At 36.8% G+C, this 25,027-nt stretch carries 28 protein-coding genes; 2 read left to right on the top strand and 26 right to left on the bottom strand.

Translation table 11 applies throughout. The features are described 5' to 3' along the window. Positions 1-19: 19 nt before the first annotated feature. From fliE to dprA, 8 genes are all read right to left on the bottom strand, one after another. Positions 20-316 (bottom strand): flagellar hook-basal body complex protein FliE, encoded by a 297-nt coding sequence (gene fliE, locus ACPLVE_RS00375; protein ID WP_424608811.1) that lies wholly within the window; start codon positions 314-316, stop codon positions 20-22. A gap of 14 nt (positions 317-330) precedes the next feature. Then, on the bottom strand, positions 331-771 hold the full coding sequence (gene flgC / locus ACPLVE_RS00370) for a flagellar basal body rod protein FlgC (protein ID WP_424608809.1): 441 nt from the start codon (positions 769-771) through the stop codon (positions 331-333). 6 nt (positions 772-777) lie between these two features. After that, a complete protein-coding gene (flgB, locus tag ACPLVE_RS00365) occupies positions 778-1,173 on the bottom strand; it encodes a flagellar basal body rod protein FlgB (protein ID WP_424608808.1) in 396 nt (131 codons plus the stop codon). Positions 1,174-1,392: 219 nt separating this feature from the next. Further along, positions 1,393-2,145 carry a GTP-sensing pleiotropic transcriptional regulator CodY gene (gene codY / locus ACPLVE_RS00360; protein WP_424608806.1) on the bottom strand — a complete coding sequence of 251 codons (753 nt, stop codon included), beginning with the start codon at positions 2,143-2,145 and terminating at the stop codon, positions 1,393-1,395. A gap of 30 nt (positions 2,146-2,175) precedes the next feature. Beyond that, complete coding sequence (hslU, locus tag ACPLVE_RS00355; RefSeq protein ID WP_424608804.1) at positions 2,176-3,552, bottom strand: ATP-dependent protease ATPase subunit HslU; 1,377 nt, start codon at positions 3,550-3,552, stop codon at positions 2,176-2,178. A 16-nt stretch (positions 3,553-3,568) separates the two neighbouring features. Continuing rightward, a complete protein-coding gene (gene hslV / locus ACPLVE_RS00350) occupies positions 3,569-4,099 on the bottom strand; it encodes an ATP-dependent protease subunit HslV (protein WP_011025718.1) in 531 nt (176 codons plus the stop codon). 77 nt (positions 4,100-4,176) lie between these two features. Beyond that, positions 4,177-6,261, bottom strand: a complete 2,085-nt coding sequence (gene topA / locus ACPLVE_RS00345; RefSeq protein ID WP_424608802.1) for a type I DNA topoisomerase — start codon at positions 6,259-6,261, stop codon at positions 4,177-4,179. Positions 6,262-6,311: 50 nt separating this feature from the next. Beyond that, positions 6,312-7,400: a DNA-processing protein DprA gene (dprA, locus tag ACPLVE_RS00340; protein WP_424608800.1), complete on the bottom strand. Its 1,089-nt coding sequence runs from the start codon at positions 7,398-7,400 to the stop codon at positions 6,312-6,314. Between the two features lie 104 nt (positions 7,401-7,504). Between dprA and ACPLVE_RS00335 the strand changes: the two genes are divergently transcribed. Both ACPLVE_RS00335 and ACPLVE_RS00330 read left to right on the top strand, forming a co-directional pair. Continuing rightward, positions 7,505-8,230, top strand: coding sequence for a ribonuclease HII (locus tag ACPLVE_RS00335; protein ID WP_424608799.1), 726 nt, complete (start codon positions 7,505-7,507; stop codon positions 8,228-8,230). Between the two features lie 5 nt (positions 8,231-8,235). Beyond that, the gene (locus ACPLVE_RS00330) at positions 8,236-8,598 is read left to right on the top strand and encodes a YraN family protein (RefSeq protein WP_424608797.1); all 363 of its coding nucleotides are present in this window, start codon (positions 8,236-8,238) and stop codon (positions 8,596-8,598) included. On the opposite strand, the gene trpS is transcribed toward ACPLVE_RS00330, so the two are convergent. The 18 genes from trpS to fabF all read right to left on the bottom strand — a co-directional run bounded on the left by trpS (position 8,595) and on the right by fabF (position 25,005). Continuing rightward, positions 8,595-9,578, bottom strand: a complete 984-nt coding sequence (gene trpS / locus ACPLVE_RS00325) for a tryptophan--tRNA ligase (protein WP_424608795.1) — start codon at positions 9,576-9,578, stop codon at positions 8,595-8,597. The genes ACPLVE_RS00330 and trpS overlap by 4 nt on opposite strands. 25 nt (positions 9,579-9,603) lie before the next feature. Next, positions 9,604-10,470, bottom strand: a complete 867-nt coding sequence (locus tag ACPLVE_RS00320; RefSeq protein ID WP_424609156.1) for a YitT family protein — start codon at positions 10,468-10,470, stop codon at positions 9,604-9,606. A 13-nt stretch (positions 10,471-10,483) separates the two neighbouring features. Further along, a complete protein-coding gene (locus tag ACPLVE_RS00315) occupies positions 10,484-12,016 on the bottom strand; it encodes a YifB family Mg chelatase-like AAA ATPase (RefSeq protein WP_424608793.1) in 1,533 nt (510 codons plus the stop codon). A 15-nt stretch (positions 12,017-12,031) separates the two neighbouring features. After that, on the bottom strand, positions 12,032-12,865 hold the full coding sequence (gene ylqF / locus ACPLVE_RS00310) for a ribosome biogenesis GTPase YlqF (RefSeq protein WP_424608791.1): 834 nt from the start codon (positions 12,863-12,865) through the stop codon (positions 12,032-12,034). 47 nt (positions 12,866-12,912) lie between these two features. Further along, positions 12,913-13,260, bottom strand: a complete 348-nt coding sequence (rplS, locus tag ACPLVE_RS00305; RefSeq protein ID WP_424608790.1) for a 50S ribosomal protein L19 — start codon at positions 13,258-13,260, stop codon at positions 12,913-12,915. Between the two features lie 22 nt (positions 13,261-13,282). Next, positions 13,283-14,008 (bottom strand): tRNA (guanosine(37)-N1)-methyltransferase TrmD, encoded by a 726-nt coding sequence (gene trmD / locus ACPLVE_RS00300; protein WP_424608788.1) that lies wholly within the window; start codon positions 14,006-14,008, stop codon positions 13,283-13,285. Continuing rightward, the gene (gene rimM, locus ACPLVE_RS00295; RefSeq protein WP_424608786.1) at positions 14,009-14,515 is read right to left on the bottom strand and encodes a ribosome maturation factor RimM; all 507 of its coding nucleotides are present in this window, start codon (positions 14,513-14,515) and stop codon (positions 14,009-14,011) included. It abuts the gene before it with no gap. Positions 14,516-14,523: 8 nt separating this feature from the next. Then, positions 14,524-14,751, bottom strand: coding sequence for a KH domain-containing protein (locus tag ACPLVE_RS00290; protein WP_424608784.1), 228 nt, complete (start codon positions 14,749-14,751; stop codon positions 14,524-14,526). 25 nt (positions 14,752-14,776) lie between these two features. Beyond that, a complete protein-coding gene (rpsP, locus tag ACPLVE_RS00285) occupies positions 14,777-15,025 on the bottom strand; it encodes a 30S ribosomal protein S16 (protein WP_424608782.1) in 249 nt (82 codons plus the stop codon). Between the two features lie 34 nt (positions 15,026-15,059). Then, complete coding sequence (gene ffh, locus ACPLVE_RS00280) at positions 15,060-16,400, bottom strand: signal recognition particle protein (protein WP_424608780.1); 1,341 nt, start codon at positions 16,398-16,400, stop codon at positions 15,060-15,062. Positions 16,401-16,412: 12 nt separating this feature from the next. After that, positions 16,413-16,766 carry a putative DNA-binding protein gene (locus ACPLVE_RS00275; RefSeq protein WP_424608779.1) on the bottom strand — a complete coding sequence of 118 codons (354 nt, stop codon included), beginning with the start codon at positions 16,764-16,766 and terminating at the stop codon, positions 16,413-16,415. 99 nt (positions 16,767-16,865) lie between these two features. Beyond that, entirely contained in the window at positions 16,866-17,753 is an 888-nt protein-coding gene (ftsY, locus tag ACPLVE_RS00270; RefSeq protein WP_424608777.1) for a signal recognition particle-docking protein FtsY, read from the bottom strand. Then, positions 17,746-21,309 carry a chromosome segregation protein SMC gene (gene smc / locus ACPLVE_RS00265; protein WP_424608776.1) on the bottom strand — a complete coding sequence of 1,188 codons (3,564 nt, stop codon included), beginning with the start codon at positions 21,307-21,309 and terminating at the stop codon, positions 17,746-17,748. The genes ftsY and smc overlap by 8 nt, the downstream gene beginning before the upstream one ends. Positions 21,310-21,351: 42 nt before the next feature. Then, on the bottom strand, positions 21,352-21,585 hold the full coding sequence (locus tag ACPLVE_RS00260) for a hypothetical protein (RefSeq protein ID WP_424608775.1): 234 nt from the start codon (positions 21,583-21,585) through the stop codon (positions 21,352-21,354). 51 nt (positions 21,586-21,636) lie between these two features. Next, the gene (locus ACPLVE_RS00255) at positions 21,637-21,897 is read right to left on the bottom strand and encodes a stage V sporulation protein S (RefSeq protein ID WP_011025734.1); all 261 of its coding nucleotides are present in this window, start codon (positions 21,895-21,897) and stop codon (positions 21,637-21,639) included. A 105-nt stretch (positions 21,898-22,002) separates the two neighbouring features. Next, the gene (locus tag ACPLVE_RS00250; protein ID WP_424608773.1) at positions 22,003-23,067 is read right to left on the bottom strand and encodes an elongator complex protein 3; all 1,065 of its coding nucleotides are present in this window, start codon (positions 23,065-23,067) and stop codon (positions 22,003-22,005) included. Next, entirely contained in the window at positions 23,064-23,768 is a 705-nt protein-coding gene (rnc, locus tag ACPLVE_RS00245) for a ribonuclease III (RefSeq protein ID WP_424609155.1), read from the bottom strand. The genes ACPLVE_RS00250 and rnc overlap by 4 nt, the downstream gene beginning before the upstream one ends. 7 nt (positions 23,769-23,775) lie before the next feature. Continuing rightward, entirely contained in the window at positions 23,776-25,005 is a 1,230-nt protein-coding gene (fabF, locus tag ACPLVE_RS00240; protein WP_424608771.1) for a beta-ketoacyl-ACP synthase II, read from the bottom strand. Positions 25,006-25,027 lie beyond the last annotated feature (22 nt).

The raw sequence follows: 25,027 nt of genomic DNA, 5'->3' as shown, positions 1-25,027 counted from the left end.
CTCATTTCATAGCAAGGCCTTAAAGCGGCATCCTCATTATTTCTTGATAGGCCTCCAATACCTTATTTTTTATCTGTATTGTGAGCTGAAGTGCGATATCTGCCTTAACAGCATCTATCATGACTTTATTTATATCATCAATTTCCCCTGTAACTAACTTCTTGTCATCCTCTATTGCTTGAAGCTGTAAGTCGTTTACCTTATTTAGCGCCTCTTTTAAAAAATCAGAAAAACTATTTATCTTATTGGTTGAGGGTGAAATATTATTGGTCTGTGTAAGAGTAACAGGCTGTACATTAGTAACTTGGTTTATCATTTTACTCTACTCCTTTATTTTCCTATTTCTAAAGATTTTTGAAACATAGCTTTAGCAGCATTAAAAGCAGTTACATTGGCTTCGTAAGCTCGAGTTGCAGAAATCATATCTACCATCTCTGCCACGATATTCACATTAGGATAGGAAACATATCCTTGTTCGTCCGCATCCGGATGTCCAGGTTCATAAACCCGCCTTAAAGGAGTTTGCTCATCCTCCATTACCCGTACTACTTCTACTCCCTTACCCGTATATTTTCCTCTGACTTTTTCCAATACACTTTGGAAGCTATCCGGTTGAATTTCTTTGAATACCACTAATTTCCTCCTATAAGGGCCGCCTTGAATAGTCCTCGTAGTATTAACATTGGCAATATTTTGAGATACGACATCCATCCTCACCCTTTCAGCTGACAACCCGCTCGCACTTATATCCATTGAACTAAATAAGCCCACTTCCAATTACCTCCCATCTTTTACAGCTGTCATAATTGAATTAAGTTCCCCACTCACCCTCTGCACAAGGGCATAATAGTAAAGCTGATTTTTAGCAAGCTGAGACATCTCATAATCTATATCCACATTATTGCCATCCAGTCTCATTGAGGTGGTATTAATTTGATAAATCTCTGGTCTTATGGAATATACTAAGGGAGGACCTATTGGAATGTGAGATGGATGCGTTACATAGCCCTTTAACTTATTACCATATAAGGCTTCTTTAAGAATTTCTTCAAATTTGACTTCAGACCTTTTAAAATTCGGTGTATCTACATTAGCTATATTATTCGCTATAACATTGCTTCTCACCGTAGAAGCGTACAAACCTTTTGCTAGAAGGTCTATATTCTCCCACATTTTCTCCCCTCCTTCGACCACAATATACTTAATTCGACAAAAATCTCAAAAATCCTGCTAAATTACTCCAAAAAATAAATATTTAACACTTTTTTAACCTTACCTTTTTTGTAAAATAATATCAAATTTTATCGAATATTATTATACCATGTCTTAACATTTTCCTCCATAAGAAAAAAGTCCTATTTTCCAAAATAAAAACCCCTGCTTTAGCAGGGGTTAATCTTTTTTCATTTTTTCAAGTTCTTCTAAAAGTTTTTCATTCAATATCCTTATGTGGGTCCCTTTCATACCTAAAGACCGTGACTCAATTATTCCGGCACTTTCAAATTTTCTCAAAGCATTTACAATCACAGACCTTGTAATTCCTACTTTATCAGCTATTTTGCTGGCAACTAAAAGTCCCTCTTTCCCTTTTAATTCTTCAAATATATTCTTTATGGCTTGAAGCTCGGAATAAGAAAGGGTACCCAAAGCCATTTGAACAACAGCCCTTTTTCTTGCCTCTTCCTCAATTTCCTCATTCTTTGCCCTCAAAATCTCAAGCCCTACTACTGTTGCCCCATATTCTGCTATTATCAAATCATCATCGGTAAATTCTTTTGTAGCTCTTATAAGAAGCAGGGTGCCTAGTCTATCTCCACCCCCATTTATGGGAACCACAGTAACTATCAAGTCAGATAAAGCCTTCTCTTCTTTAAAGAGCTTCCCTTTATCATTTGCTAATGTTTCAGTAACCTTTAAAAGCCTGTCATTGTATTCTTCAGGAATAGCCTTATCTTTTATAAAAACTTCATCTCCATAGTCCTTTAAAGCGCTGTATCCTAAAACTTTTCCTTTTCTACTTAGTATATAGACATTGGCTTCAATTACCTCCTTTAAAATGGAAGCCATTTCCATGAAGTCTACTGGTTGTATGCCAGTTTTTTGTAGGATCCTATTTAACTTCCTCGTTTTTTCCAAAAGAGTCATTTTTCAATCCTCCTGTGCTTTTTATTTTTATCACAGAATGTATTTATTCACTTCATACTTGTTTAAACTATCCTTTAATTGTTCCTTTACGTAATCAGCCGTTATTAGTATTTCCTGCCCTTTAAGTTCAGGTGCATGAAAAGATAGATCTTCAAATAGCTTTTCCATGACCGTATGCAACCTTCTTGCTCCAATGTCTTCAGACTGCTGATTTATGAGGTAAGCAACTTCTGCAATGGTTTCAATTGCTTCTTCAGTATACTTTATTTCCACGCCTTCTGTCTTTAAGAGTTCCTGATACTGCTTTGTAAGAGCATTCTTTGGTTCTTTTAATATTCTGACAAAGTCTTCTTTAGTTAATGGCTTTAAATTCACTCTTATGGGAAATCTACCTTGAAGTTCCGGTATCAAATCAGATACTTTAGCCACATTAAAAGCGCCAGCAGCAATAAATAGTATGTGGTCCGTCTTCACAGGCCCATATTTTGTCATAACAGTACACCCTTCTATTATTGGGAGAAGGTCTCTTTGTACTCCCTCCCTTGATACGTCTGGACCTGCCGCGTATCCTGTGCTGGCGATTTTATCAATCTCATCGATAAATATTATTCCATCATTTTCAGCCCTTTTTACAGCCTCCTCTATTACCTCATCCATATCGATAAGGTTTTGTGCCTCTTCTGCTTCCAGTATTTTTTTTGCTTCTGCTACAGTAACTTTTCTTAATTTCTTCTTTTTAGGTAGAAGGTCAGAAAACATATCTTGAAGCGTTATATTAAGCTCTTCTGTTCCTAAATTTGTATACATCTCCAGCATCGGAGGTGTAGTATCGGTCACCTCTATCTCCACCATGTAATTGTCTAGCTCTCCATTTTTGAGCTTCTGCCTTATCTCTTCTCTTTTGTAATTGTCGGTATCTGATGGTTCTTCAACTCTTTCAGTGGAAGGATAGTTAAAAATCATTTCAAAAGGGTTCTTAGGCGTTTTTTTCTTTTTACCTAAAAGATAATCTATAAGCCTCTCTTCTGCCAACTTCTTAGCCTTTTCTGTAACAGCTTTTAATTTTTCTTCTTTTACCATCCTAACAGCCGCTTCTACAAGGTCTCTCACCATCGAATCTACATCTCTTCCTACATATCCTACTTCGGTAAATTTGGTAGCTTCTACCTTTACAAAAGGAGCCTCTACTAGTTTAGCTATTCTTCTTGCAATTTCTGTCTTACCCACTCCAGTAGGTCCTACCATCAAAATGTTTTTGGGGGTGACTTCTTCTTTGAATTCCTCTGGTAGGAGATTCCTCCTGTATCTATTTCGCAACGCTACTGCCACGGATTTTTTTGCTTCCTTTTGCCCTACTATGTATTTATCCAGCTCTGCTACAATCTCCTTAGGTGTATAATTTTTCACCTCATTCACCCCCTGTCTAAAGTGTTTCTACTGTAATGTTGTTATTCGTATAAACGCATATCTTTGAAGCTATTTCCAAAGCTTTTCTTGCAATTTCTTCTGTATCTAAATCCGTGTTGTACCTTAAAGCTAAAGCGGCAGCCATGGCGTAATTACCACCAGAACCTATACCAATGACATCTTCATCTGGTTCTATAACTTCTCCTGTGCCGGAAATGAGCAAAGTATCCTTTTTATCAGCCGCAATCAGAAGCGCTTCCAACTTTCTTAAAATCTTATCTTTTCTCCACTCTTGTGCCAGCTCCACTGCCGCTCTTTTTAAATTACCTCCATATTGTTCTAGTTTTTCTTCAAACTTCTGAGATAAGGTCATAGCATCTGCTACAGACCCAGCAAAACCCACTATCACTTCTCCGTTGTAAAGTCTTCTTATTTTTTTTGCGCCATGTTTTAATATAGTACTATCTCCAAAAGTAACTTGCCCATCTCCTGCTACAGAAACTCTGTCTCCCCTTCTGACAGCAACTATAGTAGTACCTCTAAACATAATTACACCCCTTTAAACATTTATAACACATTTTGTGGGAAGCATCAAGCTCAATTCAAAATTTTTGATAAATTCTTTTAATTAGTTTCTTTCTGATATCCACATTGAGGATTGGAACATTTTATCACTTTTCCGTTCTTTGTGTTTTTTTCTACCATAAGGCTCCCACAAACAGGACACTTCTCATTCACCGGTTTATCCCACAATATAAAGTCACATTGTGGTGAATTCTCACAAGCGTAATAGACTTTACCTTTTTTACTCCATCGCTTTAAGATTTCTCCCCCGCACTTGGGGCACTTTACCCCCACCTTTTCGAAATAAGGCTTTGTGTTTTTACATTCAGGGAAACCAGAGCAGGCCAAAAATTTACCGTATCTTCCTTTCCTTACTACCATTGGCCTTCCACAAATTTCACATTTTATATCCGTAACTTCTACCTTCTCCTCTATTTCTATTTTTTCCATCCTTTCTTCGGCCACTTTTAAGGTTTGATAAAAATTCTGGTAAAAATCTCTTAACACCTCATACCACTCTGCTTTTCCTTCTTCTATTTTGTCTAACTCTTCCTCCATCTCAGCAGTAAAGCCCACATCCACTATCTCTGAGAAAAACTCTTTTAAAGCATCTGTCACTATAAATCCAAGCTCTGTAGGTTTTAAGACTTTTTTATCTTTGACCACATATCCCCTTTCCAACAGAGTGGCAATAGTCGGAGCGTAAGTGCTCGGCCTTCCAATACCTTTTTCTTCTAATTCCTTAATGAGAGAAGCCTCGGTGTATCTGGGGGGTGGTTGCGTAAAATGCTGAGTAGGCTTTAGTTCCTCCAATTTTAGCTTAACACCCTCTTCTAATACAGGTAATGTTTTTTCTTCCTCTTCCTCTTGAAAGTCACTGCCTTCTACGTATACGGTCATAAAACCTAAAAATCTCATAGTAGAACCCGAAGCCTTGAAGATGTATTCACCATTTTTAATATCCATGTTCACAACGTCATAAATTGCGGGCATCATTTGACTCGCTATAAATCTCTCCCATATCAGTTTGTACAATTTATACTGGTCTGGTGTTAAAGAATCTTTTATGACTTCTGGAACTCTAAACACAGAAGTAGGCCTTATGGCTTCATGTGCATCCTGGATATTAACCTTTTTCGAGACATATTCCGCATTAGGATTAGCGAACTCCTTTCCAAACTTTTGAGAAATGTACTGATAGGCTTCTTCTTTAGCTTCTTTCGCTACCCTTGTTGAATCCGTCCTTATATAGGTCACAAGACCTACACTTCCCTCTCCCTTTATCTCAATTCCTTCATAAAGTTGCTGTGCAATCAACATGGTCTTTTTTGCTGTAAAGCCTAATTTGCGGGATGCCTCTTGTTGCAATGTACTGGTAATAAAGGGGGGAGGTGGATTTTTCCTTTTTGTCCCTGTCTTTACCTTATACACAATATACTCGTTGGAAAGGGAATTTATTATTCTATCTACATCTTCTTTGGTCTTAAGCTCAATTTTTTCTTCCTCTTTGCCGTAAAATTTTGCTTCAAACTTTACAGAGTTTTTTTCATCAAAGAGCACTGCGATGATATTCCAATATTCCTCCGGCACAAAAGCTTCTATTTCTCTCTCCCTATCGCAAACCAACCTCGCAGCTACCGATTGCACTCTCCCTGCACTCAAGCCCCTCTTTATCTTCTTCCAAAGAATAGGACTAATCTTATATCCAACGAGTCTATCCAGAATCCTTCGCGCCTGTTGAGCATTAACCAAATTGAGATTTATTTTCCGAGGATTTTTTATAGCATTTTGAACCGCATTTTTTGTAATTTCATGAAATTCTATTCTACAAGGTTTTTCGATATCTAGGTCTAAAAGCTGAGCAATATGCCACGAAATTGCTTCTCCTTCCCTATCAGGGTCTGTAGCAAGAAAAATCTTTTCTGCATCTTTTGCCTCTTTTTTCAACTTTTCAATTATTTCACCCTTACCCCTTATCGTTATGTATTTGGGAGCAAAGTTGTTTTCTATATCTACTCCCAACTGGCTTTTGGGAAGGTCCCTCACATGGCCCTGGGATGCAGCAACTTTGAAATTTTTCCCAAGGAATTTCGAAATGGTTTTGGCTTTAGCAGGGGATTCTACTATAACCAAAGACTTTGCCATGACTTCACCTCCAGAACAACTACTAATTATATCAAAGTTTTTTGCAATTATCAAAAAATTTTTTTAGCGTACTTATTCCCGGGAAGTCTATCAATCAATCCCTTTACCATGAGGGAGGTCAATATAACATTTAATTTGTACGGCTTTATACCTAACTCGATGGCCATTTCCTCAACATCCCTTGTGGCTTCTTTAATAAACTCATACACCATTTTTTCTTCTTCTGTTAAAGAAGGACCCTCTTCTTCCAAAAAAGAAACAGCAAATTCTTCTCTAAAACTAAATTCTTCTAAAATGTCCCAAATTCCTGTCACAATCTTTGCTCCCTGCCTTATCAAGTCATTTGTCCCTGCACTGTAAGCGCTTGTCACATTACCTGGAACAGCAAAGACTTCCCTACCTTGTTCTAATGCAAACTGCGCCGTTATCAAAGCTCCACTCTTTGCTCCGGCTTCCACTACTACAACTCCTTGAGAAAGTCCGCTTATTATCCTGTTCCTTAGCGGAAAGTTTTGAGAAAGAGGAGGATAATCGAGAGAATATTCAGATATCAACAGTCCTTCTTCTCCGATTCGCTCCATCAACTTCTTATTCTCTGTAGGATATGCAATATTTATTCCACATCCCAAAACCGCTATAGTACTTCCCTTTCCCTCTAAAGCACCTATATGTGAATATGTATCTATTCCCCTTGCCAATCCACTCACAACCGTTATTCCCTTTGAGGAAAGCTCATAAGAAAGTTTTTGAGCAATTTGCCTTCCATAATAAGTAGCTTTTCTAGATCCTACCATGGCTATTGAAAATTTATCTTTCAAATTTAACCTTCCCTTAAAATACAGAGCAACAGGAGGATTGTAGATCTCTCTTAGAAGAGCAGGATACTCATCATCCTCCAGTGTATATACTGTCACCTTCAATTTTTCCAATCTTTCTACGTATTCAAAAGGATTCAAGCTTTGCGCCCTCACTATTTTTTCCGTAAGACTTTTTTTACCTATAGCCTTAAATATGTCAATTTCCCTCGCTCTGTAAACTTCTTCTGCCTTTTTAAAAAAATCTATCAGCTGGCGATAAGAGTTATAACCAATACCTGCCACACTGCTTAACCATATCTTAAAAACCTTTTCTCTATCCACTTATACCACCTTTTTGTAACTTTCTTTTTCAATTTACCTTTATTATAATACAAAAGCTGTGATAAAATAAAGGAGAACAAATAAATAAAAGGTGGTAAAATACAATGATAAAGCTGAACTTACGTCAGTTAAAAGAACGCTTATATAAAGAATATATTTTAGATTTAGATCTTTTAAACCTCACTTCTACAGCAAAGAACTGGCTTGAACAGGAAATGAAAAGGGTAGAAGAAATGAGTTTTTATGAAAAAGCTCTTTATAAAAAGGGTTTTAACCTCATAGGAGGAGTAGACGAGGCGGGAAGGGGCCCTTTAGTAGGTCCCGTAGTAGCCGCTTGTGTAATACTTCCCAAAGGCGTATTTATTCCTGAAATAAAGGATTCAAAAAAACTCTCTGAAAATAAAAGGGAAATATTAGCAGAAATAATAAAGAAACAAGCAGTTGCTTACGGAATAGGAATAGTAGACCATGATGAAATCGATGAAATAAATATATTAAACGCTACCTTAAAAGCTATGAAAGAAGCCGTACTCGAAGTAAAAGAAAAAATAGATTGCCTTTTAGTAGATGCCCTTACAATTCCAGACATAAGTATAGAACAAGTCTCCATTGTAAAAGGGGATGCAAAAAGTATATCGATTGCTGCAGCATCAATTCTTGCAAAAGTAGAAAGAGATAAAATCATGAGAAAATATCATGAGATATATCCCCAGTATAATTTTATAAAAAACAAGGGATATGGCACAAAGGAGCATATCGAAGCTTTAAAAAAGTATGGACCCTCTCCTATTCATAGAAAAAGCTATATAAAAAAATTTTTGAAAGGATGAATAAAGTGAATAAAAAAGCAATAGGCAGCCAAGGAGAAAAAATAGCTGCCCAGTATCTTCAGAAAAAGGGATACAAAATTTTAGAAAAAAATTTCAAATGTAAAATAGGCGAAATAGATTTGATAGCTCTTTACAAAGGGCAGATAATTTTTGTAGAGGTAAAAACTCGTACCTCCATGAACTTCGGTATTCCCAGCGAGGCCGTAAATTTTAGCAAACAGCAAAAAATTTTAAAAATAGCTCAAGTTTACATGTCCATTTCTAACTACAAGCATTTTCAACCCCGTTTTGACATAATAGAAATATACTTAAATCACAGTACGCTGACATTGGAAAAATTAAACCACATTCCAAACGCCTTCTTCTAATGAAACAGTATAAGCCCCATCTTTTCCTTTACTTCTCTAAGGGTTTCTACTGCAACTGCTTCTGCCTTTTCGGCCCCTTCTCTCAATACTTTCAAAACCTCTTCTTCGCTTATATCCTTGTAGTTTTTCTGTATATCGGAAAGCCTATCTATTACAACTTCTGCCAGTTCTTTCTTGAGGGCCCCATAACCCTGTCCTTTGAATTTATTCACAACCTCCTCTATTTCCATACCCGTAAATAGGCTGTATATCGTGAGCAGATTGCTTACCCCGGGTTTTTTCTCCCAATCAAGCCTTATTTCGGTCTCAGAATCCGTAACAGCCTTCATTATTTTTCTATATATAGTATCCGGATCATCCAAAAGATTTATTCGATTGTTGGGATCAGCATCGCTTTTGCTCATTTTTTTAGTCGGATCCGTTAAACTCATTATTCTCGCGCCAAGCTTTAAAATCATTGGCTCAGGTATTACAAAAGTCTCTCCAAATCTATTGTTAAATCTCTGTGCGATATCTCTCGTAAGCTCTAAGTGTTGCTTTTGGTCTTCTCCAACAGGCACATAATGAGTCTTATACAAGAGTATATCAGCTGCCATCAAGTCAGGATATGTAAAAAGTCCTACAGAGACTGTTTCTTTACCTTTGCTTTTTTCTTTAAACTGCGTCATTCTACTTAATTCTCCAAAATAAGTTATACATTGCAAAAGCCATGCCAGCTCTGCATGAGCGGAAACGTGAGACTGCACAAAAAGTGTAACCTTCTTCGGATCAAGACCTATAGCCATATACAAAGCTGCCAACTCAATGGTATTTTTTCTAAGCTCAACAGGATCTTGGGGAACCGTAAGAGCGTGTAAATCAACTACACAGAAAAAGCATTCATAGTCATCTTGAAGCGCAACAAATTGCCTCATTGCTCCCAAATAATTCCCTATGTGAATGTCTCCCGATGGCTGTACTCCTGAAAAAACCCTTTTCAAATTAGGACGCCTCCTTTTCAAGAATTTAAAAAAGTTCTCTGACAAAACCTTTCCCGTGAACCTCTGACACATCCAGTATGGAAAGAAAAGCATTAGGATCTGTTTGATGAACAATAAGCTTTAATTGAGGCAGTTGCGTCAAAGACACAATCGAATAAAGAACTTTTTTGCTCACCCCCGTGTAAGCTCCTTCCCCGTGTAAAAGAGTAACTCCCCTGTGTAATGTGGTCATTATCTCCTTGCTTACCTCTTCTACCTTGTCAGTCACGATTAAGACCATTTTTTGTCTGTTAAATCCTTTTATTGTTTTATCTACCATGTAGGAAGTTATGTACATTGAAACAAGGGTATACAAAGCACTCGTCAAACCAAAAAATACTGCTCCTAAAGCCACAATTATGGAATTTACTGTGAAGGATATGCGACCAATTTCAAAATTGTCGTATTTTTTCTTTACAATTACCGATATTATATCAAGACCACCTGTGGAGCCGTGATTACTAAACACTATTCCCATTCCAAGCCCATTTAATACTCCTCCATAAAGACTTAAAAGTAAAGGATCGTCAATACTAAGCAAATTTTTTAATGAATAAGTCAATACTAGGAAAAAAGAAAGTGATATAGTACCTATTATAGTAAAAACTGTAAAACGTAGATTCACCTTTTTATAACTTAATATAAGAAGAGGAATGTTGAGAATAAATATGGTGTATCCTGCAGGAAACCTTGTAAAGTACTGAATTATAAGGGCTATACCTGAAACTCCTCCACTTAAAAGTTTCGCATGAACAAGGAACATATTGATTCCCAAAGCCGACATCAAAGTACCAATCAGTATGAAAAAAATACTTTTGAGTCCATCTTTATTAAACAGTTCTTTAAAACTCACTTTGCACACCTTCTCATCTATACCAGTATTTACCATCTGCTATTCTGTATTGAAGTGCTTCCGCTACATGATCTAATTTTATGTTTTCTTCTCCTTCAAGGTCTGCAATTGTTCGAGCTACCTTTAAAACTTTGCTGTAACCCCTTGCACTCAAAGAAAGTTTATCAAAAGCCTCTTCTAAAAAACTCTTTGTTTTGCTATCAAGTTTACAATATTTTTTAAGCAAATTCCCTTTGAGCTGAGAATTTGAAAATATACCCGAATTTTTGTACCTATCTAATTGAATTTTTCTTGCCTTTTCAACTCTCTCTCTTATAGTTCTCGAACTTTCCGCTTCACGACTTTCATCGAAATAATGGTCCTTACTAAGGGGCTTTACTTCTACATGCAAATCTATTCTATCCAATAAAGGTCCTGAGATTTTGCTTTGATATCGTCTTATTTCATTAACTGTACAATGGCATATATTAGTGTCGCTTCCAAAAAATCCACACGGGCATGGATTCATTGAAAGGATCAGTACAAATTTGCTCGGATATGAAAAACTCCCATTTACTCTTGTAATAGTCACAAATTCATCTTCCAGAGGCTGTCTTAAAACTTCAAGAGCATCTTTCTTAAATTCTGGTGCCTCATCTAAAAACAAAACCCCGTGGTGAGCCAAAGAAACTTCTCCAGGTTTTGGATACTTTCCTCCTCCCACCAGCGCAACGGTAGAAACCGTATGATGGGGCGCTCTAAAAGGCCTTTCTGTAACAAGAGGCTTACCTTTAGGCAAAAGCCCCGCTATACTGTATATTTTTGTCACTTCTAACGCCTCTTCAAAAGATAGAGGAGGAAGAATAGTTGGAAACCGCCTCGCCAACATCGTTTTACCAGCTCCCGGTGGCCCAATCATTAGCACATTGTGGGAGCCAGCCGCAGCAATCTCCAAAACTCTTTTTGCATTTTCCTGCCCTTTTACTTCGGAAAAATCCTCTTTATAATCTGGATTTTCAAAAAAACTTTCCAATTCAACAGAAAAAGGTTTTATGTATGCCTCCCCATTCAAAAAATCTACTGCCTCCTTTAATGTCTTGATAGGATACACCTCTATACCCTTGACCACAGAAGCCTCTTCAGCATTGTCCAAAGGCACCACTATAGAAGAAATTCCTTCTCTAATTGCTCCCATAACCATTGGAAGTACACCATTTACCCCTCTTACACTACCGTCTAAAGAAAGCTCTCCAATAAAAGCTATATTTTCAAGGTCACTTTTTACCACATCGATTCCTTTTAAAATTCCAATCGCCAAAGGCAAATCAAAACCAGTACCTTCCTTTTTAACATCTGCAGGAGCCAGGTTTACTGTTATCTTTTTTAAAGGAAAATCAAAATCACTGTTTTTTATAGCGGCTCTCACTCTATCTCTTGCTTCTTTTATCTCTGTATCACCTAATCCAACTATATCAAAAGATGGTATTCCAGTCCCCAAGTCAACTTCTACATCCACTACATAAGAATCTATTCCTAAAATAGCCATAGTTTTTACTTTAGAAAGCATTTATTTGCTTCCCCCTTATGGTTCCTCAAGTGAAATTCTCCCCAAATTTCCCCTTCTAAAGTCTTCAAGCAATAAGAAAGAGGCTTTCATAAAATCTACTTTTCCTCCTGACACAAAGCAACCTCTTTTTTTACCAATCTCTTCTATGATTTTTATTTCTTCTTCCCATATTTTATCAAGTTTATAGCGATTTATCAAATGGTCAGGATAGCGATTTTTTAAAATAAAAACAAGATAAAGCGCTACCTCTTCTACATCCAGAATTTCATCCTTTATAGCACCTGTAATTGCAAGCATTAACCCTGTAGTCTTGTCTTCAAATTTAGGCCATAAAATCCCTGGCGTATCTAAAAGGTCAATATATTGAGTCCTTATCCAATGCAGGTTCTTGGTCACCCCAGGTTTATTACCCGTTTTCGCTTTTTTTTCTCCTATTAATGTGTTTATAAAAGTAGATTTACCCACATTTGGAATGCCAAGAATCATTCCTCTAAGCCTTGGAGTAAGTCCTTTTTGGACCTTCTTTTCTAAAATTTCCTTACAGACTTCTTTTGTCTTTTTTTCTAATTCCTTAAATCCTCTTCCAGTTATAGAATTTATTTTTACAGCTTCTATCCCACTCTTTTTATAATGCTCTATCCATTTTTCAGTTATATTTTCATCAGCTAGATCTTCTTTGTTAAGAAGTATTATTCTTTTCTTTTCCCCAATTATTTCATCAAAATCTGGATTCCTACTACTTTTCGGGATTCTAGCATCAACGATCTCGTACACCACATCTACGAGTTTTAAATTGTTAGTAATTTCTTTTTTAGCCTTTGCCATGTGCCCTGGGTACCAGTTTATCATCCTTTGATTCCTCCAGTATAGTCAAAAAAGGGGTAAAACCCCCTTTTTTAGTCCATCAATTCTTTTATCTTTGTTGCTGCCTTTCCTACTCTTTTTCTCAAGTAATAAAGTTTTGCCCTTCTTACTTTCCCTCTTCTTATAACTTCTATTTTCTCAAGCCTTGGTGAGTGAAGAGGAAAAGTTCTTTCTACCCCTACACCATAAGAGACTCTCCTTACAGTGAAGGTTTCTCTAATACCACTCCCACTTCTTTTAATGACTATTCCTTCAAAAGGTTGAATCCTTTCCCTATCTCCTTCTATGACCTTGTAATACACTCTTACAGTGTCACCTACATTAAAAGGAGTAATATCCTTCTTAAGCTGCTCATTTTCTACAGCTTTTATCAAATCCATGCCACATTCCCTCCTTCCTTTACTATATATCCCATCCTTTTTCTCTAAGAAATTTTTTATCTTCTTCGGTCAAATTAGCTTTTTTCAATAAATCAGGCCTCTTTAGAAAGGTTATCTCTAAAGACTTCTGCCTTCTCCATTTGGCAATTTCTGCATGATTGCCACTCAAAAGCACCTCAGGTACTCTCATCCCTCTGAAAACCTCTGGCCTTGTATACTGAGGGTATTCAAGAAGGTAATCAGAGAAAGAATCCTCTAAGGCGCTTTGAGGGTGAGATAAAACTCCTTCCACAAGCCTTGTCACTGCATCTATGACTACCATAGCAGCAAGCTCTCCACCTGTGAGTACAAAGTCTCCTATGGAAATTTCATCGTCTATTACTGAATACACTCTTTCGTCTATTCCCTCGTAATGTCCACACAAAAGAGCAATTCTTTCCATTTTTGAAAGTTCCCTTGCCATTTCCTGAGTAAAAACTTTGCCTTTCGGGCTTAAATAGTAAACAGGAATATTCCCCTGACTCTTCACAAATTCAATAGCATCAAAAAGGGGCTGGGGCATCATGACCATCCCCGGTCCCCCACCATAAGGATAGTCATCTACTCTTTTATGCTTATCTTTTGAAAAATCTCTTATGTTAATCAAATTGACTTTTAATTTACCTTTCTCTATTGCTCTTTTTAAAATGCTATAAGAGAGAATACATTCAAACATCTCAGGAAATAACGTCAAAACATCAAAAATCATCTAAAGCCCCTCCAAGAGGCGGACAATCATGACCTTACCTTCTACATCAACTTTCTTTATCACTTCTTTTATTGCAGGCAACAGTATCTCTCTTTCCCTGGCCTTAACGACATATACATCATTTGCCCCTGTCTGTAACACTTCTTTTAATGTACCTAACAATTCTCCCTCTTCTGTATAGACCTTTATACCTATGAGGTCGGCTATAAAATATTCATTTTCTTCCAATCTGAGTGCATTTTCCTCATCTACTTTGAGAAACACCCCTTTGAGTTTTTCTGCGTCATTTCTTGTATCAACGCCCTTTAGCTTTAAAAGTACCATTCCTTTCGGGGTAATCTTCACATTCTCGATCTCATACTTTATCTGCAAATCCTGTTCATGAAAGACCCATACATAAGGGAGTTCATAAAACCTTTCAGGCACATTAGTAAGGGGATATACCTTTACCTCCCCTTTTATCCCGTGGGGAGAAGTAACTTTCCCCACATTATAGTAGCGAGTCATACCATCACCTATATTATTTCAACAATAACTTTTTTCTTCTCTTTAAGGGCAGCAGCTTTGACCAGAGTCCTTATAGCTTGTGCAATTCTTCCCTGTTTTCCAATTACTTTACCCATATCTTCCGGAGCAACTTTGAGTTCTATTATCACAGATTGATGCCCGTGAATTTCTTTTACCTCTACTGCATCGGGATTGTCGACTAATGCCTTAGCTATAGTTTTAACTAGTTCTCCCATTTTTACACCTCCTCATCAGCGAGGATTAATTATTGATTATGCCTTCTTTTCTAAACAATGATTTAACGGTATCAGAAGGCTGGGCACCGACGCTTAACCATTTCTTTGCTTTTTCAACATCTATTTTAAGTTCCGCAGGTTCGGCAATTGGATTGTAATACCCTATTTCATCGATAAATCTGCCATCTCTTGGAGACCTTGAATCTGCAACAACTATTCTGTAAAAAGGTCTCTTTTTAGCTCCGAACCTTTTTAACCTTATTCTAACTGCCACTTTCTCACCTCCTTTAAAAGTCGCCCGCCTTCAACTACTGCAAGAAAGGCAACCTGAGTCTGCCTCTTTTGAGTTCCTTGTCTATATCAGCGAATCTCTTCATCATTTTTTTTGTCTCTTCAAACTGTTTCAAAAGATTATTTACTTCTTGAATAGTAGTGCCACTGCCCTTTGCTATCCTTTTTTTTCTGCTACCGTTTATAATAGAGGGGTTTTGCCTTTCTTCTTTTGTCATAGAGAGAATTATAGCTTCGATTCGCTTTAAATCTTTTTCAGATACCTCCACATTTTTCAAAGCACTTTTGTTTATTCCGGGAATCATGGAAAGAAGCTGATCAATAGGTCCCATGTTTTTAAGACTTTTCAACTGCTCTAAAAAGTCTTCTAAGGTAAATTGCTTTGACAATATCTTCTGGCCCATTTCAAGGGCCTTTTTTTCGTCTATTGCTGCTTGAGCCTTTTCTATAAGGGTCAAAACATCCCCCATTCCCAAAATACGAGAAGCCATTCTATCAGGATAAAAAGGCTCTAAATCCGCTAGCTTTTCCCCTACACCAACGTATTTTATTGGTTTTTGAGTCACAGCCTTTATGGACAGAGCAGCCCCGCCTCTTGTATCCCCATCAAGTTTTGTCAATATCACACCCGTTATGTCAAGCCTTTCATTAAAGGCAGAAGCCACGTTTACTGCATCCTGACCTGTCATAGCGTCAGCCACAAGCAGTATCTCGTTGGGATGAACTGCTTCTTTAATCCTCACAAGTTCCTCCATAAGTTCCTCATCGACATGAAGTCTACCCGCCGTGTCAATTATAACCACATCTATGTTGTGTGACTTGGCATAATCAATAGAGGCTTTAGCTATGTCAGCAGTGTCTACTTTGTCTCCCATGGTGAAAACCGGTACATTTATGCTAGAGCCTAAAACTTGTAATTGCTTTATGGCAGCCGGCCTTACGGTATCACAGGCTACCAACAAAGGATTTTTCCCTTGTTTCTTTAAGAAGTTGGCAAGTTTTCCGCAGGCGGTAGTTTTGCCAGACCCCTGCAGACCAACCATCATTACAATACTAGGCACTTTACTGCCCAGATTTAACCGGCTCTCCACAGGGCCCATGAGGTTTATGAGCTCTTCGTGTACAATCTTTATCACCTGCTGAGCAGGAGTAAGACTCTCCATTACTTCCTGCCCCAAGGCTTTTTCTGTTACAGTATTTATGAAGTCTTTCACTACCTTAAAGTTGACATCTGCTTCTAAAAGGGCAACTTTTACTTCCCTCATTGCCTCTTTTATATCTTTTTCTGTAAGTTTACCCTTACCTCTTAACTTTTTAAAAATTCCCTGCAGCCTTTCAGAAAGGCTTTCAAAAGCCATCAAAAAAACCTCCTAAAGATTTAACTCTTCAAGCTCGCGAGCCATATCTTCAACGATTTTCAAAATTTCTGGGTCTTTTTCCCTTTCTCTTATAAATTTTATGCATTCTTTAATCTTTTCAAGTTTTTTTTGCATCTCCTGATGCTTTTTTACAAGCCCCAATTTTTCTTCATAAAATTCTAGTGAGTCTTCTGCCCTCTTTAAGGCATCGTATACCCCTTGACGGGATATATCTAAGATCTCAGATATTTCACCAAGGGAATAATCATTAAGATAGTACATCTCAAAAATTTCTCTCTGTTTATCGGTTAGCAACGCCCCATAAAAGTCATATAAAAGAGTCATAAACAAAAAATCATCTTCCACAAGGAATCCCACCCGTTAAGGTTTTGACCTTTACATTAAGATTTTATATGAAGCCCTCGTTTTTGTCAACTCTCTTTTTTCATTTTTTTGCAGTTTTATTCATTGAAAAATAGCAGAAACAAAGGTTTTTGCGTCAAAAGCTTGTAAATCCTCCATTCCTTCCCCAATTCCTATATATCTTATAGGTAAGTTAAGTTCTTCTTTTATAGCTATTACAATACCACCTTTAGCAGTTCCATCCAGTTTAGTAAGTATTATCCCCGTTATATCTGCCACTTCCTTAAATATTTTCGCTTGCTGCAAAGCGTTTTGACCGGTAGTAGCATCTAAAACTAAAAAAGTTTCTACTCTTGCCTCAGGATATTCCCTATCTATCACCTTTCGTATTTTTCGAAGCTCTTCCATAAGATTTTTCTTGTTATGAAGTCTGCCAGCTGTATCGCAAATGACTACATCCATTCCTCTTGCTTTTGCTGCTTGAAGACCGTCAAACACCACTGAAGCAGGGTCCGAACCTTCTTGATGTTTAACTATAGGGCAATTTACTTTTTTAGCCCATATCTCTAGCTGATCAATAGCGGCAGCTCTGAAAGTGTCAGCTGCTACCATCATCACATTCATTCCTTCTTTTTTATACATATGAGCTAACTTCCCAATAGTTGTTGTCTTACCTACCCCGTTTACTCCCACTATCAAGATTACCAAAGGTGAAGTTAAAACGAAAGGTTCTACATCTTTTTGCAAGATTTCGTATATTTCTTCCGCTAGCATTTCTTTTACTTTGCCCGCATCATTCACTTTTTCTTCTCTGACTCTCTTTTTAAGGGACTGAATTATTTTATAAGTAGTATCAACCCCGACATCCGCTAATATGAGTGCTTCCTCCAGTTCCTCAAACAATTCTTCGTCTACTTTTTTACCAAAGGATAGAATTCCGTTCAATTTTTCACTTAAATTTTCTTTAAATTTTTGAAGGAAACTAAGCATAAAACAAACCTCCCGATCTATCTTCAGTACTTAGTTTGATTGAAAGAAGTTTTGAAACACCCTTCTCTTGCATCGTAACCCCGTATATAGCGTCCGCCACTGCCATTGTACCTCTTCTGTGGGTGACTACTATAAACTGAGTTTCTTCAGAAAGCTCTTTTAAAGCTCTGGCAAATCTATCTACATTGGCTTCATCCAACGCAGCATCTATTTCATCTAAAACACAAAAAGGTGTAGGTTTCATCGTGAGCATAGCAAATAAAAGAGAAATGGCCACCAACGCCTTTTCTCCACCAGAGAGAAGCGAAAGATTTTGAAGTTTCTTTCCGGGCGGTTGTGCTTTTATTTCCACTCCTGTTGTTAAAAGATTTTTTTCATCTGTCAATACAAGTTCTGCATTTCCTCCTCCGAAAAGTTTTTTAAAAGTTTCTTTAAACTGAGCGTTCAAGACCTCAAACCCGTCTTTAAATCTGACCCGCATTATTTTACCCGTTTCATCAATCACACGAAGAAGAGATTCTCTTGCCTTTATAATGTCTTCCATTTGGTTTTTCAAAAAGTCATACCTCTCTTTAACTTGTTTATATTCCTCTATGGAGTCTAAATTCACATTACCTAATTTTTTTATCTCTTCGTTCAGCCTATCGACTTCCATCCTAAGCTTTGTAATATCTTCTTTCCCTTCTACTTTTACCTCTTCAAGCGTCAGACTGTATTCTTGATACAACCTTTCTTTTATATTGTCAATTTCCATTTGAAATCTTTGCATGCTCATTTCCAGGTAATGAATTTTTTCTTTTAAAGCATTATATTCTTGTTGAACCAGGAGAAACTTTTCCCTGTCATGATGCGAACTTTTTTCTTCTTCAAAAACTTTCTCTTCTAAGGAGGCAAAATAAACTTTTGACTTCTCTGCTTCCTCCTTTAATAACATCAAATTTTTCTCTTTCTCTTCTACTTCCTTTTCAATACGCACAACGTCCATCTTTATATTTTCAATCTGTCCCTCTTTTTCTTTTATGGCTTCCACAGCCTCATCAAATTCTTTTTTCTTTTCTTTTAAATTATCGAACTCGTTTTGAAGTTTCTCCTCCAACTTAGCAATCTCTATTTTTAACTCTGTAACTTGCTTTTCAAGAGACGAAATCTCGTTTTTATTTTGAAGGTTCTTGTCATTAAAACTTTTCATCAAATCTTCCAATCGATTTTTTTCAGCTTCAAGAGCTTTTAACCTACTAAATCCTTTTTCTATTTCTTCCTTGTAATAGTATATGTTTTTAGAAATTTCTCTTTCTTCAATGAGGCTATCGTCAATTTTCTCTTTTAGGCTTTCCATTTCCTTCTCAATAAAAATTTTATCCTGCCTCAATGACTCTAATTCTCTTTGAGTTACATGTACTTTACCTTGCAGATCGTTAAACTGTGACCTATAGAGTTCAATCTTACTCTTTATCCTTTTTATTTCTTCTTTTACTCCCTCTTCTAGCCTTGATAAATTTTCTATTTCACTTTTTAACTTTTTTATCTCATTTTTTCTGGATAAAATACTGCCATTAGTCGTTTTCCAGTTGCCACCAGTTATAGGCCCTCCCACATTAACTACTTCTCCCTCTAAAGTGACAATTCTAAAAGCCTGGTCATACTTCTTGGCAAGGTAGATTGCTGTTTCAATCCTATCTACGACGACAGTCCGCCCCAGCAAAAATTCAAATATCCCCTCTAAAAAAGGGGCGTATTTTACAAGATTTGATGCCAATCCTATTACTCCCTTTTCCTTAAAAACTTCTTCTCTTTCTATCTTCTTCCCTCTAACCAGATCAAGAGGCAAAAAGGTTAATCTTCCCAAGCCATCTTTTTTTAAAACTTCTATCAACTCAGAAGCTTTTTGAGCATTTTCTACCACCACATTCTGTATTCCAAAACCCAGCGCCACTTCTATAGCCTGTCTGTAGTCTTCTTCAACCTCGACCAATTCTCCAACAAGGCCAATTATTCCTTTTTTATCTGCCTTTTTAAACAATTTTTTTACGGTGTCACTATAACCCTCATAATTTCTTTCCATTTCTTCAAGTATAAGAAGGCGTGAAACAACTTTCTCGTGCTTCCCATTTAATTCTTTTAAAAAGTTTTCTTTTTTGTCAAGAATTTCCTCGTAGTTTTTTAGGTCTTCCTCCACATTTTTCATTTCTTTTTCATGCTCTAAAAATAATTTTTGCAAATTCTCCTCTTTTTGCTTTAGTTCTTGGTTCTTTAAAAGGATATCCTTAAATCTTTTTTCCAGGTTCCCTCGAGCCAAGATAAGGTCCTCTTTTTTCTTCTCTGCTTCCTCCTTTAAAGATTTATTCAAAGAAATCCTGCTATTTATTTCTGCAATATTGTTAAGTATTTCAATCATGTCTGCCTTAGCCTTTTCGATCTCTTCCTCTCTCTCCCTAAAAATTCTGCTCATCTCTTCTTGCTCTTTTTTTATCTTATCCAATTCTTCACGAAGGTTTTTCCTATTTTCTTCCAGTCGAACAATTCTCTCTTCACTTTTTTTAATTTCCGACTCAAGAAAGAGCTTTTTCTTTTGGAGTTTTCCTACTTCTTCCTCATAGCGTTTAAGATTTTCCTTTAAATTATTGACTTTTTCCAGTAAAAGTTCCCTTTGCCCTGATATAATTTCTATCTCCCTTAATAAACCATGATACTTATCTTTTTCCTTTTCTAGCTCTTTCTTCAATTTTCCAAGTTCTCCTTCAAGAAGTAAAAACCTTCTTTCTTCTTCCTCCTTTTCCCTTGTTTTTTGTTCCAGCTTCTTTTTTAAGAGGTCGTATTGATTCTTTAATTCTTCATACTTTTTGGAAGCTCTCGCTGCAAGTTGGGCATAAAGAGTCACTTCAGCCTTTTTCTTTTCTTCTTTAAGGGACAAAAATCTCTCAGCTTTTTCTTTCTGGAAACTTAAAACTTCTATCTGTTTTTCCAGCTCTACCACGATATCATTTAGCCTTACGAGATTTTCTTCGGCTGAAACTAATTTTTTCTCTGCTTCTTCTTTTTTATACCGATACTTTGATATCCCTATAGCCTCTTCTATTATAAGCCTTCTTTCTTCAGGTTTAGCCAATAAAATCTCGTCTATTTTCCCTTGTCCGATAACAGAATATCCCTCTTTCCCTATACCCGTGTCAAGGAAAAGCTCGTGGACATCCTTAAGTCGGCAGGGAATTTTATTTATAAAAAACTCGCTTTCGCCAGAACGGAAAATCCTTCTCGTTATTACAACTTCATTATAGTCAAAAGGAAGAGATCTATCCGAATTATCAAGTGTCAAGTTTATTTCACAAAATCCTAAAGGCTTCCTTGTTTCGCTTCCTGCAAAAATCACATCTTCAAGCTTTGACCCCCTCAAGCTTTTCATGCTCTGTTCCCCTAAAACAAGCCGTATAGCATCAGAAATATTGCTTTTACCACTGCCATTGGGGCCTACTATTGCCGTAATCCCTTTTTCGAAATTTAATATAGCTTTATCCGCAAAAGATTTAAATCCGTATAATTCTATCTTTTTAAGGTACATACCATCACTCCTCATGCACCTTACATTTTACCATAAGCTACTTTAATTTTCACCTCTATTTTTTCTTACCTCTTCTACAAGGGAGATGATGGTATCCCTGTATTCGGAAGGGGCAAAAATTTCCCCATATCCTTCCACCATTTGAATGAGCCCGTCATAAGCGGTATCGTGAAAGCTCCTTATGAAGTGAGGAATACCTCTTTCCTGTAGTATACCCTCAATAAGCTGTGCTTCTATTTCATTTTCTAGCTTTATAACTTTTTCAAAACTTTCCATACAAAATCACCTCTACCATAAAAATAAAACCTGCTAAAAAGCAGGTTTAAATTATCTTGGCTCTACAATGAACTTTATAGCTGTCCTAGTTTCTCCGTCTATCTCGATCTCTGAGAAAGCGGGAATCGCTATCAAATCAATCCCATTAGGTGCTACAAACCCTCGTGCAATAGCTATTGCCTTAACTGCTTGATTGACTGCTCCCGCCCCTACTGCCTGAATCTCAGCAGAAGATTTTTCCCTCAGGACAGCAGCCAACGCACCTGCTACAGATTTAGGTTTAGATTTCGCTGACACCTTGAGAACCTCCACTGTTAAATTACCTCCTTCATTTATTATTGTGAAAATGAATACATGTGATATATTATTATATATTCGCTAAAAAATCAACATTTCCTTCTTTTTCACAAAAAAAATTTAAAAATTCTCTTTTATAAATTCAGGAATAGAAATAGGGTATAATTTTTTGTCATAACTAAACACTATCTTATCCTCATCTAGCCTTTCTAAAATCTTTACCCTCATTTCTACACCATAATTTTCTTCTAAAAATTTCTTATTGTATCTTTTTTGCCCAATTATCGTAGATAGTTTTCTTCCATTGCAAAAAATGGTCAATTTTTTCCCTTTAATAGTTTCTCTGTCCAAAACTTTTTTTAATACCTCAAGCATTACTGCTGACTCTACTAATTGACCTATGGCAGGATGGAAAGGCCCTGCTACTACATCTTTATTAAAATTTATATTTTCTGTCGTCTGAAGTCCTATCCTTATCACATCTATATCTTCTTTAGCAAAGATTATATACATTTTCTTTGCAATTTTTATAGCTTCTTCCAGAGAAAGAGGTGTATATTTGCCTTCTCGATACATCCTTTCAAGATGTGTATTTTTTAGAACAATAGTCGGATATATTCTTACGAAATCTGGTCTTAAGTTTACAATCTTTCGCGCTGTATTTAAAGATTTTTCTTCTGTATCACCTGGCAATCCTATCATAAGTTGAAGTCCAAGTTTAAAACCATACTTTCTTATAAGACTTACGGCTTTCACTACATCTTCGCTAGTATGGCCTCTTCTGCTTTTTTGAAGTACATCGTCTTCCATAGACTGAACACCCAGTTCAATCACTGAAACATCATGAGCTTTTAAGTTTTCTAGAATTTCTTCACTTATATAATCAGGGCGGGTAGAAAGGCGTATTCCTTGTATTTTGCCTTTTAATAAATACTCTCTTGCTATAGAAAGATATAAATTTTGTTTTTCAATGGGTATACCTGTAAAGCTACCACCGAAAAAAGAAACCTCTATATTGGCCCCGTCTGGTATTGTCTTTAAATGGGTTTCTATAATTTCTACAACTTCTTCTATTGTAACATCTTTTCTTTGACCAGTTATAGCGTTTTGGTTACAAAAAACACATTTAAAAGGACATCCCCAGTGAGGGATGAAAATCGGAATTATATACATCTTCCTTTTCATTTCAATATCCCCAACTTACTTAATGCTTCCATCGCAGCTGCCTGTTCAGATTCTTTTTTGCTTTTTCCCTGCCCTTTTCCTAAAACTACATCTCCTATTTTAACTTGGGTCACAAAAATCTTATTGTGATCCGGTCCTATTTCTTCTATAAGCTCATATGTTATCTTGCCGACTTCCATACTCTGGACCACTTCCTGCAATCTTGTCTTATAATCTCTATAAATTATTCCTTTCAAAACCTCATCTATAATTTCTTTAAAAAGGTCTAAAGTAACTTTTCTCGCAACTTCCAAACCTCCATCCAAGTAAACAGCCGCCAACAAGGCTTCCATTGCATCTGCTAAGATAGAATCCCTATCTCTTCCTCCTGATATTTCTTCTCCTCTACCCATCCTCAAAAAGCTTCCCAATTCAATCTTTCGTGCACACCTGGCAAGAGAAGGCTCGCATACTATTTCTGCTCTGTATTTTGAAAGAGCCCCCTCTTCCAGGTCTTTTCTGTTTTTATAAAGATATTCACTTATAATAAGGCTTAAAACGGAATCGCCTAAAAATTCCAATCTTTCATTGCTAATCTTTTCATTTCTGCCATCGTGAGCCCAGGAACTATGAGTCAAAGCTTCTAAAAGCAAAGCTTTATTTTTAAATTCATAATTTATTTTCTGTTCCAGATATGAAATATCCTTCCTACTCACTTTTATACCTCTTTCAAAATTTTTTAAAAAGCAAAGTAGCGTTATGTCCACCAAATCCAAAAGAATTAGAAATGGCGTAGTTGACTTCTTTTTCTATAGCCTTATTGGGAACATAATTTAGATCGCACTCAGGGTCTGGAGTCTCATAATTAATGGTTGGAGGCACTATACCATGTGTTATGGTAAGCACAGTAGCTACAGCCTCTACTGCCCCAGCTGCTCCCAATAGATGACCTATCATTGATTTGTTCGAGCTTACATAAAGTTTATAAGCATGGTCTTTAAAAACTTTTTTTATCGCCATAGTCTCAAACTTGTCGTTGTATTCGGTAGAAGTTCCGTGAGCATTTATATAATCTATCATGTCATAACTTACTTTTCCATCCTTCAATGCTGCTTCCATAGCCCTTGCAGCACCTTCTCCCTCTGGCGCAGGCGCCGTTATGTGGTAAGCATCATCGGTAGCACCGTAACCTATTATCTCTGCGTATATGTGGGCTCCCCTTTTAAGAGCATGTTCCAATGACTCTAAAACCAGAGTAGCAGAGCCCTCTCCCATTACAAATCCATCTCTTTTTAAATCAAAAGGCCTTGAAGCAGTAGAAGGATCTGGATTCGTCGACATAGCTTTCATGGCACAAAAACCCGCAAAAGCCATAGGAGTTATGGCAGCTTCTGTACCACCGGTAACAATCAAATCTGCATCTCCTCTTTGAATGGCTTTAAAAGCCTCTCCAATAGCATTAGTACTAGAAGCACAGGCATTCACTATCGTTTCGTTTATTCCTTTAAGGCCAAAAGTTATGGCTATTTGCCCAGCTGCCATGTTGGCTATCATCATGGGAATGAAAAATGGGCTTACTTTGCTAGGTCCTTTTTCAAACATCACTCTCATCTGATTTTCAAAAGTTTCAATTCCTCCTATACCAGTCCCGTAGATGACTCCAAATCGATTCAAATCTACTGTGCCAAGGTCAATGCCTGCATCCTCCAATGCAAGTTTTGTGCTTGCTACAGCAAATTGTATAAATCTGTCCATTCTTCTGGCTTCTTTTTTATCTATGTATAAAGAAGGCTCAAAATTCTTCACTTCAGCAGCTACCTTCGTAGGAAATTCAGAAGTATCAAATTTTGTAACGGTTCCTATTCCATTCCTTCCGTTTATAAGCGAATCCCAAAATTCTTCAATAGTATTACCCAGCGGGGTTATTACTCCTACTCCTGTTACAACTACTCTGTTCATAGATTTTTAACCTCCAAATCTT

It is taken from the genome of Caldanaerobacter sp. (assembly GCF_049701115.1).
Classification (GTDB): Bacteria; Bacillota; Thermoanaerobacteria; order Thermoanaerobacterales; family Thermoanaerobacteraceae; genus Thermoanaerobacter.
The sequence above is the reverse complement of the archived record's forward strand: the minus strand, read 5'-3'. Positions and strand labels throughout refer to the sequence as shown.